14 protein-coding genes are annotated in these 14,638 nt (G+C 65.0%); 6 read left to right on the top strand and 8 right to left on the bottom strand.

The genetic code is table 11. The features are described 5' to 3' along the window. Positions 1–101: 101 nt before the first annotated feature. Positions 102–377: a BolA family protein gene (locus X268_RS00365; protein WP_128923091.1), complete on the top strand. Its 276-nt coding sequence runs from the start codon at positions 102–104 to the stop codon at positions 375–377. Positions 378–524: 147 nt separating this feature from the next. Here the strand turns inward: X268_RS00365 and X268_RS00360 are convergent, their stop codons facing one another. Genes X268_RS00360 through X268_RS00350 form a run of 3 tightly spaced genes read right to left on the bottom strand, consistent with a single transcriptional unit; the run spans position 525 to position 3,620 of the window. Continuing rightward, positions 525–1,829, bottom strand: coding sequence for an HlyC/CorC family transporter (locus tag X268_RS00360; protein WP_128923090.1), 1,305 nt, complete (start codon positions 1,827–1,829; stop codon positions 525–527). 22 nt (positions 1,830–1,851) lie between these two features. Continuing rightward, a complete protein-coding gene (aroB, locus tag X268_RS00355) occupies positions 1,852–3,000 on the bottom strand; it encodes a 3-dehydroquinate synthase (RefSeq protein WP_128923089.1) in 1,149 nt (382 codons plus the stop codon). Continuing rightward, positions 2,997–3,620: a shikimate kinase gene (locus tag X268_RS00350; RefSeq protein ID WP_164937448.1), complete on the bottom strand. Its 624-nt coding sequence runs from the start codon at positions 3,618–3,620 to the stop codon at positions 2,997–2,999. The genes aroB and X268_RS00350 overlap by 4 nt, the downstream gene beginning before the upstream one ends. Before the next feature lie 199 nt (positions 3,621–3,819). Here X268_RS00350 and X268_RS00345 point away from each other — a divergent pair, with 199 nt between their 5' ends. The 5 genes from X268_RS00345 to X268_RS00325 all read left to right on the top strand — a co-directional run bounded on the left by X268_RS00345 (position 3,820) and on the right by X268_RS00325 (position 9,481). After that, positions 3,820–3,966, top strand: a complete 147-nt coding sequence (locus tag X268_RS00345) for a hypothetical protein (protein WP_014439243.1) — start codon at positions 3,820–3,822, stop codon at positions 3,964–3,966. Positions 3,967–3,983: 17 nt separating this feature from the next. Beyond that, a complete protein-coding gene (gene xerD, locus X268_RS00340; protein WP_128923087.1) occupies positions 3,984–4,943 on the top strand; it encodes a site-specific tyrosine recombinase XerD in 960 nt (319 codons plus the stop codon). 324 nt (positions 4,944–5,267) lie between these two features. Further along, entirely contained in the window at positions 5,268–6,230 is a 963-nt protein-coding gene (locus tag X268_RS00335; protein ID WP_128923086.1) for an acetyl-CoA carboxylase carboxyltransferase subunit alpha, read from the top strand. A 484-nt stretch (positions 6,231–6,714) separates the two neighbouring features. Beyond that, on the top strand, positions 6,715–8,241 hold the full coding sequence (locus X268_RS00330; protein ID WP_208764411.1) for a L,D-transpeptidase family protein: 1,527 nt from the start codon (positions 6,715–6,717) through the stop codon (positions 8,239–8,241). A 142-nt stretch (positions 8,242–8,383) separates the two neighbouring features. Beyond that, entirely contained in the window at positions 8,384–9,481 is a 1,098-nt protein-coding gene (locus X268_RS00325; protein WP_128923084.1) for a helix-turn-helix transcriptional regulator, read from the top strand. 522 nt (positions 9,482–10,003) lie between these two features. Here X268_RS00325 and X268_RS00315 read toward each other — a convergent pair. The 5 genes from X268_RS00315 to X268_RS00295 are packed head-to-tail and all read right to left on the bottom strand — an operon-like array spanning position 10,004 to position 14,612. Then, a complete protein-coding gene (locus X268_RS00315) occupies positions 10,004–10,699 on the bottom strand; it encodes a branched-chain amino acid ABC transporter ATP-binding protein (RefSeq protein ID WP_128923083.1) in 696 nt (231 codons plus the stop codon). Continuing rightward, positions 10,692–11,423: an ABC transporter ATP-binding protein gene (locus tag X268_RS00310; RefSeq protein ID WP_128923082.1), complete on the bottom strand. Its 732-nt coding sequence runs from the start codon at positions 11,421–11,423 to the stop codon at positions 10,692–10,694. Before X268_RS00310 ends, X268_RS00315 begins: the two co-directional genes overlap by 8 nt. After that, complete coding sequence (locus X268_RS00305; RefSeq protein WP_128923081.1) at positions 11,413–12,528, bottom strand: branched-chain amino acid ABC transporter permease; 1,116 nt, start codon at positions 12,526–12,528, stop codon at positions 11,413–11,415. Before X268_RS00305 ends, X268_RS00310 begins: the two co-directional genes overlap by 11 nt. Positions 12,529–12,534: 6 nt before the next feature. After that, positions 12,535–13,752 (bottom strand): substrate-binding protein, encoded by a 1,218-nt coding sequence (locus X268_RS00300; RefSeq protein ID WP_128923080.1) that lies wholly within the window; start codon positions 13,750–13,752, stop codon positions 12,535–12,537. Positions 13,753–13,754: 2 nt separating this feature from the next. Continuing rightward, complete coding sequence (locus X268_RS00295; protein ID WP_128923079.1) at positions 13,755–14,612, bottom strand: branched-chain amino acid ABC transporter permease; 858 nt, start codon at positions 14,610–14,612, stop codon at positions 13,755–13,757. Between the last annotated feature and the right edge of the window lie 26 nt (positions 14,613–14,638).

Genomic DNA, 14,638 nt, shown 5'->3' with positions numbered 1-14,638 from the left:
ACTTTGACTACGCAATGCAAAAACCTTCAAGTCTTGACATTGCAATTCGCGGCAAACCCGGCAAATAACGGGGTGCGACCTCTGCACCCGAATGGCACAACATGGTTATGCACGAGACTATCAGCAACAAGTTGCAGGAAGCTTTCACGCCGGAAAGCCTGCAAGTCGTCGACGAGTCACATTTGCATGAGGGCCATGCCGGCCATCGGCCCGGCGGCGAGACGCACTTCCGCGTTTATATTGTATCTGATGCCTTCAAAGGGAAGAGCCGGGTCGAGCGCCATCGCATGATAAATTCAGCGCTGACCGCGGAACTTGCCGGCAGCGTGCACGCGCTGGCGATCCAGGCCAAGGCGCCGGGGGAAGGCGGGAGCTAGCTCCGCCAATTCGCAAGGCAAATCACGCCATTCCCCTCATCCTGAGGAGCGCGCTCTTGGGCGCGTCTTGAAGGGTGCAGGCCGCGATGTCGCAGCCGGGCCTTCATGGTTCGAGACGGCGCTGACGCGCCTCCTCACTATGAGGGTCTAGAACGACGTCCCCGCCCGCCTCGGCTTGGCCTCTTCCAGCTCCGCCTCGCGCGGCACCGGCGAAATACGGAGCGCGGTGATGCGGTTGCGCTCGCGGCGGAGGACGCGGAAGCGGAAGCCGTGGAAGGTGAAACTCTGGCCACGGTCGGGGATGGAGCGCGCCTCGTGAATGACGAGGCCGGCGACCGTGGTTGCCTCTTCATCAGGCAGATGCCAGTCCATGGCGCGGTTGAGGTCGCGGATCGGCACCGAGCCGTCGACCACGACCGAGCCGTCCGGCTGGGCGCGCACACCCGCGACCACGACGTCGTGCTCGTCGGAGATATCGCCGACGATCTCTTCCAGAATGTCTTCCAGCGTCACGAGACCTTCAACTTCGCCGTACTCGTCGACGACCAGCGCGAAATGGGTCTTGCGGCGGCGGAATGCCTTCAGCTGATCGGACACGGGCCGCATCTCCGGCACGAACCAGGGCGGCAGCGCGATGGTGGAGACGTCGATGCGCGAGGTGTCGCCATCCGAGGCACGGATCGCGCGCAAGAGATCCTTGGCGTGGAGCACGCCGATGATGTTCTCCGGCTTCTCGCGCCACAGCGGAATGCGGGTGTACTCGGTCGCCAGCACCTCGCGCACCAGCTCTTCCGGCGGCAGGTCGGCGTTGATCATCATCATCTCGGTGCGATGGATCATGACGTCGGAGACCTGGAGCTCGCGCAAGTCCAGGAGACCGCCGAGCATGTCGCGGTCCTGCTTCTCGAACTTGCCCTCGTGATGCAGCAGGTCGACCGCGCCGCGCAGACGCTCGGTCGGTGACAGGATCGCCTGGTGCTCGCCGGCGAGGCCGAACAGGCGCAGCAAGAGGCGCACGACGACTTCGACGATGCGCAGCAGCGGCCCGAGCACGTACATGGTGAGCCGCATCGGGCGGGCCACCGCGAGCGCGACGCGATCGGGCGCGTTGATGGCGATGGTCTTGGGCAGCACTTCCGCGAAGATCACGACCAGCGCGGTCATCACGCCGGTCGCATAGAGCACGCCGACATCGCCGAACCAGGCCGTGAAGATGGCGGTCGCGATCGCCGAGGAGCCGATATTGGCGATGTTGTTGCCGAGCAGCAGCGCGCCGATCAGGCGCTCGCGCATGTCGAGCAGATCGGAGACGACGTCGGCGTCGCGATTACCCTGCTTGGAGAGCCTCAGCATGCTGGCGCGCGAGGCGCCGGTCAGCGCGGTCTCGCTGGCGGCGAAGAACGCCGAGACCAAGAGGCAGAGGACGACGATGGTGAATCCGAGCCAGTCCATGCATCACTCGACAGAGCCAGTATCACGCCTTGAGGGCGAGCTTGTCCTTCAGGAAGTCGCGCACCGGCGCCGGCTCGACATCCTTTGCGATCACCGCGCGCCCGACGGCTTCCAGCAGGATGAAGGTGAGCTTGCCGCGCTTGACCTTCTTGTCCTGCGCCATCAGGGCCATCAGCGCGTCGGCATCGGCGAGCCCTTCCTGGGCAAAGCCCGCGATGTCCTGCAGGCGCGTCGGCAGGCCGGCCTCGATCAGGTGACGCTCGATGCGTGCGGCATCGGCCGCGCCGATCATCCCGAGCCTTGCCGAGAACTGCGCCGCCAGCGTCATGCCGATCGCGACGCCCTCGCCATGGAACAGGCGGTCGGAGAAACCGGTCGCCGCTTCCAGCGCGTGGCCGAAGGTGTGGCCGAGATTGAGCAGCGCGCGCTCGCCGGTCTCGCGCTCGTCGCGCGACACCACGCCGGCCTTGGCGCGGCAGGAGGTTGCAATCGCGTGCTCGCGCGCCGAACCGCCCTTGAAGATGTCGGAATGGTTCTTCTCCAGCCAGCCGAAGAAGGCTTCATCCCCGAGCACGCCATATTTGGCGACCTCGGCATAGCCGGCGCGGAACTGGCGCGGCGACAGCGTGTCGAGCACGGCGGTGTCGGCGACGACAAGCACCGGCTGGTGGAAGGCCCCCAGCAGGTTCTTGCCCTGCGGCGAGTTGATGCCGGTCTTGCCGCCGACGGATGAATCGACCTGCGCCAGGAGCGAGGTCGGCACCTGCACGAAATCGACGCCGCGACGCAGGATCGCCGCGGCAAAGCCGGCGAGATCGCCGACCACGCCGCCACCGAGCGCGATGACGAGATCGTTGCGCTCGATCTTCGCGGCGATCAGGGCTTCGCTAACCTTCTCCAGGCCAGCATAGGTCTTCGAGATCTCGCCTTCCTCGACCACGATGCGCGAGGTCGGAATGCCGGCCGCGGCGAGCGAGGCCTCGGTCGGTTCGAGCCAGTGCTTTGCCACCGTGCGGTCCGTCACGATCGCGGTGCGCACGCCCGGCCGCAATGCTGCGACCCGCTCGCCGAGCGAGGCCAGCACGCCGCGGCCGATGACGATGTCATAGGCGCGGTTCTCCAGCGCGACCTCGACATTGACGGGATCGGCATGTTTCAACGGAGCAGTCATCTCAACGCACTCGCAACGTCGGCAGGTGGTTCGGCGGCCCGTTCGCCGCACAGATGGGCGCGCAGCGCCTCAATGCATTCCTCGACGATCCTGTCGTGCGGCACGTCGCGCGAGGCGATGGTGAGGTCGGCATGGCCGTAGACCGGCTCCCGCTCGGGGAGCAGGCGCGTCACGGTTCCCTCGGGATCGGCGGTCTGCAGCAGTGGACGATCGGCGCGGCGGCGCACCCGGCGCATGATGACGTCGTGGTCCGCCTTGAGCCAGATCGAAACCGCCTTCGCCGCGATGCGCGCGCGCGTCTCCTCCCGCATGAAGGCGCCGCCGCCGGTCGCCAGCACCACCGGCCCGCCGTCGAGCAGCCGCGCGATCACCCGCGCCTCGCCGTCACGGAAATAGGGCTCGCCGTGGCGCTCGAAGATCTCCGGGATGGTCATCTGGGCCGAGGTCTCGATCTCGGTGTCGGCATCGATGAACGGCAGCTTGAGCCGGGCCGCCATGCGACGGCCGATGGTGGATTTGCCCACCCCCATCATACCGACGAGCACGATCGAGCGCGTTCCCAGCGCCGACAAGATGTCGGCTTCGGGCGAAGCTGGTATCGGCAACGCAGCGTCGGACATGTCTCGCTCGATTGGATCTCGATCTGCCGCCCAAGGCGGCAGGCTTGGGCCACCTATACGACCCCAAGGGGGCCCTCGCCAGAGGACTCTTGCCACGAAACGGCGAACATGTTGGATGATTTCATTGGTTAATTTGCCCGCCAAGGGCCTGACGAAAAGCGCCTGACCGAAAAGTCCCTTTAGCTGAGACCCTGCAACGATGCCCAGCCTGTTCCGCTTCCTGACGGTCGTCGCCGTGATTGCCGGCATCGTCTATGGCGTGGTCTTCGCACTGGCCAACTTCGTCAGCCCCAAGTCGCGGGAAATGACGGTGACGATTCCGCCTGACAAGTTTCTCAAGAAATAGGAGCTAGCCTGAAGGGCATGCGCAACCCGCCCTCAGACGCCAAGCTCACCGGCCTGTTCCTCGACATGCTCGCGGCGGAACAGGGCGCCGGGCCTAACACGCTCGACGCCTATCGCCGCGACCTCACCGATTTTTCGGAATTCTTGGGCCGCGTCGGCCACAGCTTTGCGGACGCCGAGACGCAAACGCTGCGTGACTATCTCGCCGATCTCGACAGCCGCGGCTTCAAATCCACCAGCGTCGCGCGACGGCTGTCGGCGATGCGGCATCTCTATCGCTTCCTGCTGAACGAGCGCATCCGAGCTGAGGATCCCGCCGCGATCCTGTCCGGCCCCAAGCGCGGCCGCGGCCTGCCGAAGGTGCTGTCGATATCAGATGTCGACCGCATGCTCCGCCGCGCCAGGGAATTGAGCGAGGCGGAGGATGCCTCGCCCGCAAAGCGGCTGCGCGCTTTGAGGCTCTACTGCCTGCTCGAGGTGCTCTATGCCACGGGCCTGCGCGTCTCCGAGCTGGTGGCGCTGCCGCGCTCGGCGGCCAAGCGCGACGCCCGCATGATCGTGGTGCGCGGCAAGGGCAACAAGGAACGCCTGGTGCCGCTCAACGAGGCCTCACGGCAGGCGATGGCGGATTATCTTGCGGCGACGGAGGCCGCGAAGACCGAGACAAAGAAGGACAGCCTCGCCGCCTCGAAATGGCTGTTCCCCTCGTTCGGCGAGAGCGGGCATCTGACGCGCCAGCACTTTGCCCGCGACCTCAAGGAGCTCGCGGTCGCCTCGGGCCTGCAGGCCCGGCTGGTCTCCCCGCATGTGCTGCGTCACGCCTTTGCCAGCCACCTCCTGCACAATGGTGCCGATTTGCGCATCGTGCAGACCCTGCTCGGCCACACCGACATCTCCACGACCCAGATCTACACCCATGTGGTCGAGGAGCGGCTGAAGAGCCTGGTGCGCGACCTGCACCCGCTGGCGGAGAAGTAATTGGCTGTCGCCCCTGCGAACGCAGGGGCCCATACCGCGTGATCTGTCTGTGACGGGCAGAGTGAATACCTCGGGAAGACCACTTCACCGCCAGTCTTCGCCAAACTTCTCCCTGTGGTTATGGGTCCCTGCGTTCGCAGGGACGACAGCGGGGGAAGGAAACCGCCTTGACTTCGGCGACATCTCCGCAGAAAGAGCCGGGGCCTTTGGACTGGTTTGGCGCGCCGCCAGCAGCACACAGGCCAAGCCATTGAAGAAGCTACACTTCTTATCCAAACCTAAATCCGCTTCGCTCGCTAGCCCCGTCCTCCCTATATTGAGTTGATGCAAGACCAGATGCGCAGCTATCTCGACTTCGAAAAGCCCGTCGCCGAGCTCGACTCCAAGGTCGACGAATTGCGCGCGCTCGCCGCCTCGGGCACCGACATCACCGATGAGATCGGACGGATCGAGGACAAGGCGGCGCAGGCGCTGGCCGACCTCTATCAAAACCTGACGCCGTGGCAGAAGACGCTGGTGGCGCGGCATCCGCAGCGACCGCATTTCAACGACTTCATCAAGGGCCTGATCACCGAATTCACGCCGCTCGCCGGCGACCGCAAGTTCGGCGAGGACGAGGCACTGGTCGCCGGCTTCGGCCGCTTCCGCGGCGAGCCGATCTGCGTGATGGGCCAGGAAAAGGGCGATTCCACCGAGAGCCGGATCCGGCACAATTTCGGCATGGCGCGGCCCGAAGGCTATCGCAAATGCGTGCGGCTGATGGAGATGGCCGAACGGTTCGGCCTGCCGGTGCTGTCGCTGGCCGATTCCGCCGGCGCCTATCCCGGCATCGGCGCCGAGGAGCGCGGCCAGGCCGAGGCGATCGCGCGCTCGACCGATGCGTGCCTGGCGCTGACCGTACCAAATGTCGCGATCATCACCGGCGAGGGCATGTCCGGCGGCGCCATCGCCATCACCACCGCCAACAAGGTCTTGATGCTGGAGCACGCCATCTACAGCGTGATCTCGCCGGAGGCGGCGTCCTCGATCCTCTGGCGCGACGGCACCAAGGCGCAGGAAGCCGCCAACAACATGAAGATCACCGCCCAGGACATGCTCCGCTTCGGCGTGATCGACGCCATCCTGAAGGAGCCGGTCGGCGGTGCCCCCCGCGCCCCCGCCGCCATGATCGCCACCACGGGGGATGCCATCGCCAAGGCCTTCGACGAGCTGCGCGGCCTGGACGGCGATGCCATCCGCAAGCAGCGGCGGCAGAAATTCCTCGATATCGGCCGGAAACTGGGCTGATTTGCCCTTTTCGGGACGTCATTCCGGGGCGCCCGCAGGGCGAACTCGGAGTCTAGAGATTCCGGCTTCGGTGCTTTGCACCGCCCCGGAATGACGGCTGGCCCACCCGGTACCCCCGTATTAACCCTTTTTTTGCCCAAATCAGCGATCTGAGTCCCGATGGGCTGAAAAAGCCCAAGTACGGCCCAAAAATACGGCCCAAAGTCGCGTCCATTCAGTCTTCGTTGACCATGCCAATGGGCCAACGGGCTCGTGATCCCCGCTCGGGTTGCGACCACATGACCCAGAGGTTAGAATTTTAATCAATGGCTTCAGGGCATAAGCGCTGGGGCGTGAGCTGAAAAAGCCCGTCATGACGGGTCCGGTTCGCCGGTCGGATCATGCTCCAAGACAATCGGGGTTTGCGCTCTCTGCCCGGCACGGTGTGGGGTCCATCTTGATTTCTCGTTCGCTTGCTCGCGCGCTCTTGGCGTCGGTTGCGTTGATGACGGCCAGCGTTCTGCTCGCCGGCTGCGACACCGACCAGGTCTCGCTCGCGACCAATGCCAAGGCCAATCAGCCGGTTCCGCCGAAGCTGATCGCCGCGATGGCTGAGAAGGACATGGATCTGCAATCGCCGATCCTGGTCCGCCTGTTCAAGCAGGAGGCCGAGCTCGAGGTCTGGAAGCAGACCCGCTCGGGCCAGTTCGCGCTGCTCAAGACCTACCCGATCTGCCGCTGGTCGGGCGACCTCGGCCCCAAGGTGCGCGAAGGCGACCGCCAGGCGCCGGAAGGATTCTACTCGATCAACCCGAGCCAGATGAATCCGCAATCGGCCTATTACCTGTCGTTCAACACCGGCTATCCGAACGCGTTCGACAAGGCGCTGGGCCGCACCGGCTCGCAGCTGATGGTGCATGGCGACTGTTCTTCGCGCGGCTGCTACGCGATGACGGACGAGCAGATCGCGGAGATCTATTCGCTCGGGCGCGAATCCTTCTTCGGCGGCCAGAAGGCGTTCCAGCTGCAGGCCTATCCGTTCAAGATGACGCCGGTGAACATGGCCAAGCACCGGAACAATCCGAACATGCCGTTCTGGAAGATGATCAAGGAAGGCTATGATCATTTCGAGGTGACGCGGCAGGAGCCGAAGGTCGATTTCTGCGAGAAGAAGTACGTCTTCGATGCCGCCAAACCGGCCGATGCCAAGCGCGATCCGGTGTTCGACGCCTCAGCCAAGTGCCCGGCCTATGTGGTCCCCGAGGAGATCGCGAGCGCCGTCCGCGAGAAGCAGCAGCAGGACGAGACCGCGGTCGCCAGGCTCGTCGCCAAGGGTACGCCGGTGGCGCGCATGAACACCGGCATCGACGGCGGCATGAACAAGGTGTTCGCCGCCAAGATTCCGGAAGGCTCGACCGGCCTGTCCGAGGGCGCCGAAGGCACCACGCTGCAGATGCTGGCGATGGCCAAGGCACCGGGCACGATTCCCGGCCACGTCAATCCGCCCAAGCCCAATCTCGATGCAGTGGCGTCCGCGCCTGCGCCGCAGGAAGAGCCTGTGGTTGCCGTGCCCGCCACCAGCACCCGCGTCGCCTCGGCCCAGCCTGCCGAGAAGTCCCAGGACAAATCCGGCGAGAAATCCGGAGGCTTCTTCTCCAACCTCGGCCGCAAGATGGGCCTCGGCACCGCCGATACCACGGCGACAACCACGCCGCCTCAGGCCACCGCCTCCGTGGCCCCGGCCGCCGCGACGCCGACGCCGACAACCGCGGCGTCCCGACTGAAAGCCGCGGTGACCCGGTTCGTGCCGGGGCACGACAAGCCTAAGGATGCCGCGAAGGACGCGCCCAAGCCGGCAGTTGCGGCGGCCAAGCCCGCCGAGCCGGCAAAGCCCGATACGCGGCTGGCCCAGACGCGTCCGGCGCTGAAGCCGTCGCTAAGCGATGGCGCGGCTGAGAGCGGCCAGATGGCCGGCGCCGCACCGGTGGTGTCGTCGAACTCGTTCGACAGCCGCTTCGGGGCGATGAAGTAGGGACGATGCCGCGCCTTCCGGCATAAGCCAAGCACGACGTCGGGTTGGTTCCCTCCATAAATCCGGAACGCCTCTGGATGTGCCGGATTGCGTCGCCCGGTCACCCGGCTATAGTTGCGGCGTTTGCTCCTACGCGCTGCGCATGAGTGGATTTGGGCATCTCGATCACCTGATCGACCGCATTTACGAGGCCGGGCTGATACCGTCATTGTGGCCCGAGGTCCTCAATGAGATCGGTAACGCCATTGGCGGCAATGGCGGACTGCTTTTCGCGGTACGCGACGGCTATGTCAGCGGGATCAATTCCGTCAATCACGACCAGACCATGCATCTTTTTCTGGAAGATGGATGGAGCGAGCGCGATCCGCTGCTGCCGCGTGCCGCCGCCCTCAACTACGCCGGCTTCCTCAACGATGGAGACCTTGTATCGGAAGAGGAGATCGCGACCAATGACGTGTACTGCAATTTCTACCGCAGGCACGGAATCGGCTACAGAGCCGGGACCATCATTCCGATACCGAGCGGCGATTCCATTGCGATCGTCATGCCGCGACACCAAGACAACGGGCCGGTGCCGCGCGAGATCGTCTCCTTCCTCGATGGCCTGAGGCCTCATCTGGCGCGGGCGTCTCTGACTGCAAACCGGCTTGGCTTCGAGCGCGCACGCGCGAAAGCCGATGCATTGCAGGCCATCGGGCTGCCCGGAGCAATCTTGCGCGAACGGGGCAAATTACTCGCGGCGAACGGGCTGTTCGAAGCGCTGATGCCGTCGCTATTCCAAGACCGCGCAGAGCGGCTGACTCTGACCGATGTCACTGCGGACGGATTGTTCTCGGCGGCGCTGGGGAGCTCGTTCGTCGGCAACAGCCGGGGCGTCAAGTCCCTCGCCATCGCAGCGGCCATGGGTCGCGTACCAATGGTCGTGCATGTCGTCCCGGTGCGCGGATCGGCGCGCGATATCTTCACGCAAGCCACCTTCATGCTCATCGTGACACCCGTCGATCGCGGCGCGGTCCCGAGCGCGGAAGTCCTGCAAGGGCTGTTCGACCTGACGCCGGCAGAGGCCCAGGTCGCACGTGGCGTTGCGCAGGCCGGATCGGTTGATGCCCTCGCGGCAAGAATCGGCGTGACGCGAGAGACGGTGCGCACGCAGCTCAAAGCCGTGCTGTCGAAGACCGGCCTTTCCCGTCAGCAGGAGCTTGTCAGCTTACTCGCTGGCAAGGCGTTGCGCGGCGGCTGACTGCCTATACCTCCCCAAATACATCCCTCATCCCCCTTGCGCCCGACGGTCCAGATCGGACTTGCCTTGGCATCTGCAAACTCCTCTTTCACCCAAATGGGTGAAGACATGGGTCGGCCCTCCGGGTTCAAGTTTGTCCGGCTGGATGCATGGCGAGAAGCGGCGACAATGGTCAGACCGGAGTTTCCGACATTCGAAATGACTTTGGTGCAGCGCAGGCGAAAAAGATGGGCCTGGAACGTCTGCACCCGCGAAGGAGCGGTCATGGCGCAGGGGCGGGAATCAAGTCGATCTGCCGCAAGGTACCAGGCCGAAAGAGCACTTTTCATGCTGCTTCTGACAGCGCCCTATCGGTCGCGGCTGCCCGCGTAGCCAGGCTCTCATTAAGATCGCATCTGGTTTGGCCCGAGCCAGGGCACCATGCGTGACCGCCGGAACGCCCGAGGGGGCTTCTGAGGAGACCGCGAAGCGATCGTCTCGAAGGACGAGGCGCGTGCTCAGCTCGCGCAAAGGGCCATATCCCTACGGCGCCAGATAGCGCATCAACTCCGGATTGCCCCTCCCCTCGCCCGCCTCGCCCTGCAGCGCGACGCGGCCGCGGTCGAGCACGTAGGCGTAGTCGGCGACTCGCAAAGCCAGATCGAGGTGCTGCTCGACGATGATGACGGCGATGGTCTTGGCGAGCTCGATCAGGCGCTCGGTGATCTCCTCGATGACGCCGATCCAGACCCCTTCGGTGGGCTCGTCCAGCAGCAGCAGCTTTGGATCGCCCAGCATGGCGCGGCCGATCGCGAGCATCTTGCGCTCGCCGCCGGACAGCGTGCCGGCGGGCTGGTCGAGACGCTGGCCGAGCTTCGGGAAGATGGCCAGCACGCGGTCGACCGCCGAGGAATCCTTGTTCGCCAGCGAGCCGACCGCGAGATTGTCGCGCACCGACAGGCGTGCGAACACCGAATGCTCCTGCGGCACATAGCCGATGCCGGCGCGGACGCGCTCCTGGGTGGCGCGGCGGCTGATGTCGCGGCCGTCGAAGGCGAGCTCGCCCTTCCACGCCGGCAGCTCGCCGACGATGGTCTTCATCAGCGTGGTCTTGCCGGCGCCGTTGCGGCCGAGCACGGCGACACCGCCGCGCCAGGGAATGCCGAGCGTGACGTCGAACAGGACCTGGCTGCGGCCATAGCCGGCGTCGAGATGCTTGATGTCCAAAAATTCAGGCACGGCGCAGATAGATCTCCTGGACGGATGTGTTGGCCTGGATCTCCGACACCGTGCCTGACGCCAGCACCCTGCCCTGGTCGAGCACGGTAAGGCGATCGCAGATGTCGCGAATGAAATCGAGGTCGTGCTCGACGATGACCAGCGAGCAATGCTGCTTGATCGGCTGGAGCAGCTCGCCGGGGACGCGGCGCTCCTCCAGGCTCATGCCGCCGGTCGGCTCGTCGAGCAGCAGCAATTTCGGCTTGCCCGCGAGCGCCATCGCGATCTCCAGCCATTGCTGCTGGCCGTGCGACAGGGCCGCGGCGGCATCGAAAGCACGATCAGCGAGGCGGAACTGCCTCAGCATGGTCATGACCTGATCGTGCAGCGCGCCTCTGGTGCGCGAGAACACGAGGTCGACCAGCGAGCAATGGGCCTGTAGCGCGAGCAGGATGTTGTCGTAGAGCGTCAGCGAGGGCAGCACGGATGTGATCTGGAATTTCAGGCTCATGCCGGCCCGCGCGCGTTCGGTCGGCGTGAACGCGGTGATGTCGGTGTTGACGAACGACACCTTGCCCTGCGTCGGCACCTCGGCGCCGGCGATGCACTTCATCAGCGTGCTCTTGCCCGAGCCGTTCGGACCGATCAGGCCGTGGAACTCGTTCTCGCCGACGGTGAGCGCCGCGCCGTCGAGCGCGGTGAGCTTGCCGAAGACTTTCTTGATGCCCGCGGCTTCAAGGAGCATTGCGCTTCTCCTTGAAGTTTTCCTTGACCTTGGCGCCGAAGCTGCCGACCCGCTCGCGCTCGCCGAGGACAAAGCTGATCAGGCCGAGCGGCCGGAACAGGATCACCAGCAGCAGCAATAGGCCCAGGATGATCGGCCAGATGTCGCGGTAGTTGTCCGACAGCCAGAAGCTGACGCCCTCGACGATCACCGCGCCGATGACGGCGCCGATCAGCGTGCCCGAGCCGCCGAACAGCACGTAGAGCACCACCTGCGTCGAGACCACGACGCCGACCATGTTGGGCCAGACGAAACCTTCGTGGAAGGCATAGAGGCTGCCGGCGAGGCCTGCGATGGCGCCGCCGATGGTGAAGATGATCGCTTTCAGGTGCTGCGCCTTGTAGCCGAAGAAGGCGATGCGCTGCTCGTTCTCGCGGAGCCCCGCGAGCGCGAGGCCGAACTGCGAGCGCACCAGGAAGCGGCAGAGCAGGTAGACCGCGACGAGGATGCCGAGCACGAGATAATAGAACGCGGGACCTTCCGTGAATTCGTAAGTACCGAGCGACATCGGCGCGATCGATGGGATGCCGTTCTGGCCGCCGAGATAATACCAGCCGCGCGCCAGGCGATCGGCGGCGTAGGAGCCGGTCAGCGTGCCCAGCGAGACGAAGATCACGCTGGAGGGATGCCGCCCCAGCAGCAGGAAGCCGCCGAGCAGCAGCGCGAAGGTGAGGCCGATCAACGTGCCGGCCGGCAGCACCAGGAAGATATTGGTGATGTCGAGGTCGCGCGCGAGCAGCGCCACGCCATAGCCGGCCGAGCCGAAGAACAGGGCCTGGCCGAAGCTCATGATGCCGGCATAACCCCAGACCAGGTCGAACGACAGCGCGAACAGCGCCAGGATGATCACGCGCGTCGCGAACACCGTGAGATAGTCCTGCAGCACCAGCGGCGCGAGCAGCGCCGCGAGGAGCACGGCCCCCTCGACGATGGGCAGGATGTTTCGTCCTGCCTTGACGCGGTCATTGGCCTGTTCCGCCACTGCGCCATCAGCCATCGCACCGCCCGCTTCATCGTCCGCGTCGGCGACGATGGCCTGTCTTACCACACTCATCGGCTTCAGCATTCCACCTCAGCATTCCTTGGGATCGACGAGGCCGTTGCTGCGCGCGACGATCTCGTAGTTTCCACCCTTGGCGACCGCGGTGTACATCTTCATCTTGCAATGCCGCTTGCCGGGGACCATCTCCGCAGGTCCGCCCGGACCTTCGGCGATCTTGGCGTGGTCGAGCGCGGCGGCAACCGAGTCGCGGTCGATCTTGCCGGCTTGCTTCACGGCGGCTTCCCACAGCTTGAGGCCGCGATAGGTGCCGGTGGCAGCACTGCCGGCGGCGAACAGGAAGTTGCCGGGGAAATCCTTCTCATAGGCTGCCTGGATCTTTGCGTCGAACGGGTTCTCCTTGGTCAGCACCTTGAAATAATCCAGGCAGCTGGCGAGGCCCTCGATCTCGGCGGCCTGATTGATGTTGAGCGTGTTCTCGTCATAGTAGACGCAGGCGAGCCGCCCGCCGTTCTTGAGGAAACCAGCTTCATAGAGCTGCTTGAAGAACGGCCCGACGCCCGGCGGGATGACGGTGTTGAAGACGACGTCGACCTTGTTGGAGATGATGCGGTTGACGGTTGCGGAGAAGTCGACCTGGTCGAGCGGATAATATTCCTCGAACACCACCTCGCCGCCGTTGGATTCGATCACCTTGCGGGCATAGACATTGAGCGTGTGCGGCCAGACATAGTTGGCGCTCGGCAGCGCGAACTTCTTGCCGCCGTTCTTGATCAGCCAGGGGATGAATTCGTCGCATTGCTGCGCCGGCGTCGGGCCGGTGCAGAACAGATAGGGCGTGCACTCCTTGCCCTCGTAGAGCTGCGGATAGATGTAGAGCGTCTTGCCGCGCGCCACGATCGGATCCTTGATCGCGTTGCGCATCGACGAGGTGATGCCGCCGAGCACCATATCGACCTTGTCGCGCTGGATCAGCTTGCGGACGTTGCCGACGGCGACGGATTCGTTGGAGGCGGTATCCTCGATGTAGAGCTCGAGCGGACGGCCGAGCAGGCCGCCGGCCGCGTTGATCTCCTTGATCACCATCTTCGCGACATTGGCGTCGGCATTGCCGGCATAGGCGATCGGGCCGGTGAGGTCGGTGGCGATGCCGACCTTGATCGGGGCTTCGGCCGCATTGGCCCAGGGTGCCGGGATCACCCAGCTGCCGACCCCGGTCGCGACCGCGCCGGAGGCAAAGGCGAAATTGGAGAGAAAGCGGCGGCGTGAAAGCTGCGTGCGATCGAACATGACTAAACCCCTTTTCCAGCGATGAGGCCCTGCGGGCGGAATTTGATGAAGACAATGGCGAGCACGAAGACGAGCACGTCGGCGACGACGGGCGCCATCACCCAGGGCAGCGCCGCGCTGAGCGTGCCGATGACCCCGGCGCCCGCGACCGGCCCGATGAAGGAGCCGACACCGCCGACCATCACCGCGACGAAGCCTTGGATCAGGAAACGCAGGCCGAGATCGGCGAACAGGCTGAACACCGGCACGATCAGCGCGCCGGCAAGGCCGGCCAGCGCCGCACCGAAGGCGAAGGTCGCGCCGTAGATCAGCGGCGTCGAAATGCCGGAGGCACGTGCCAGCGACGGGTTCTCCAGCGTGGCGCGCACGCGCAGCCCGAAGCTGGTGCGCGACAGCAGCAGATAGCAGAGGCCCATCACCAGCAGCGTGATCACGATGATGGTGAAGCGCCAGGCCGAGATGTGCATGGCGCCGATGTCGATCGAGCCGCCGATCGGCTCGGGCACGGGGAGGTAGAAGCCGCCGATCAGGCCGCGCACGGATTCGCGGATGATCAGACCGAGCGCATAGGTGCCGAGCATCGCCACGATCGGCGCCGCGTAGAAGCGGCGGATGATCAGCGCCTCCAGCACGAAGCCGAGCCCGCCGACCACGAAGGGCGCCGCGACCATGCCGGCCCAGATCGGCAGGCCCTTGGCGTAAGCGAGATAGGTGATGTAGGCCCCGAGCAGGACGAACTCGCCCTGCGCGAAGTTGAAGATGCCCATCATGCTGGCGATGATCCCGAGTCCCAGCACGATCAGGACGATGATCGCGCCAAAGCTCAGGATCTCGAACGCCGCGACGAACGCGTTAGCCATAGGTTGGTTTTCCGTCCGTCTGCATC

This window comes from Bradyrhizobium guangxiense, assembly GCF_004114915.1.
In the GTDB taxonomy this organism is placed as follows: Bacteria; Pseudomonadota; Alphaproteobacteria; order Rhizobiales; family Xanthobacteraceae; genus Bradyrhizobium; species Bradyrhizobium guangxiense.
This window is presented reverse-complemented; position numbering and strand designations above follow the sequence as displayed.

Excerpts from the sequence above, each read along its gene's own strand:
- X268_RS00365 (WP_128923091.1), top strand. The coding sequence starts at position 102 with ATGGTTATGCACGAGACTATCAGCAACAAGTTGCAGGAAGCTTTCACG.
- X268_RS00360 (WP_128923090.1), bottom strand. The coding sequence starts at position 1,829 with ATGGACTGGCTCGGATTCACCATCGTCGTCCTCTGCCTCTTGGTCTCG.
- aroB (WP_128923089.1), bottom strand. The coding sequence starts at position 3,000 with ATGACTGCTCCGTTGAAACATGCCGATCCCGTCAATGTCGAGGTCGCG.
- X268_RS00350 (WP_164937448.1), bottom strand. The coding sequence starts at position 3,620 with ATGTCCGACGCTGCGTTGCCGATACCAGCTTCGCCCGAAGCCGACATC.
- X268_RS00345 (WP_014439243.1), top strand. The coding sequence starts at position 3,820 with ATGCCCAGCCTGTTCCGCTTCCTGACGGTCGTCGCCGTGATTGCCGGC.
- xerD (WP_128923087.1), top strand. The coding sequence starts at position 3,984 with ATGCGCAACCCGCCCTCAGACGCCAAGCTCACCGGCCTGTTCCTCGAC.
- X268_RS00335 (WP_128923086.1), top strand. The coding sequence starts at position 5,268 with ATGCAAGACCAGATGCGCAGCTATCTCGACTTCGAAAAGCCCGTCGCC.
- X268_RS00330 (WP_208764411.1), top strand. The coding sequence starts at position 6,715 with ATGACGGCCAGCGTTCTGCTCGCCGGCTGCGACACCGACCAGGTCTCG.
- X268_RS00325 (WP_128923084.1), top strand. The coding sequence starts at position 8,384 with ATGAGTGGATTTGGGCATCTCGATCACCTGATCGACCGCATTTACGAG.
- X268_RS00310 (WP_128923082.1), bottom strand. The coding sequence starts at position 11,423 with ATGCTCCTTGAAGCCGCGGGCATCAAGAAAGTCTTCGGCAAGCTCACC.
- X268_RS00305 (WP_128923081.1), bottom strand. The coding sequence starts at position 12,528 with ATGCTGAAGCCGATGAGTGTGGTAAGACAGGCCATCGTCGCCGACGCG.
- X268_RS00300 (WP_128923080.1), bottom strand. The coding sequence starts at position 13,752 with ATGTTCGATCGCACGCAGCTTTCACGCCGCCGCTTTCTCTCCAATTTC.
- X268_RS00295 (WP_128923079.1), bottom strand. The coding sequence starts at position 14,612 with ATGGCTAACGCGTTCGTCGCGGCGTTCGAGATCCTGAGCTTTGGCGCG.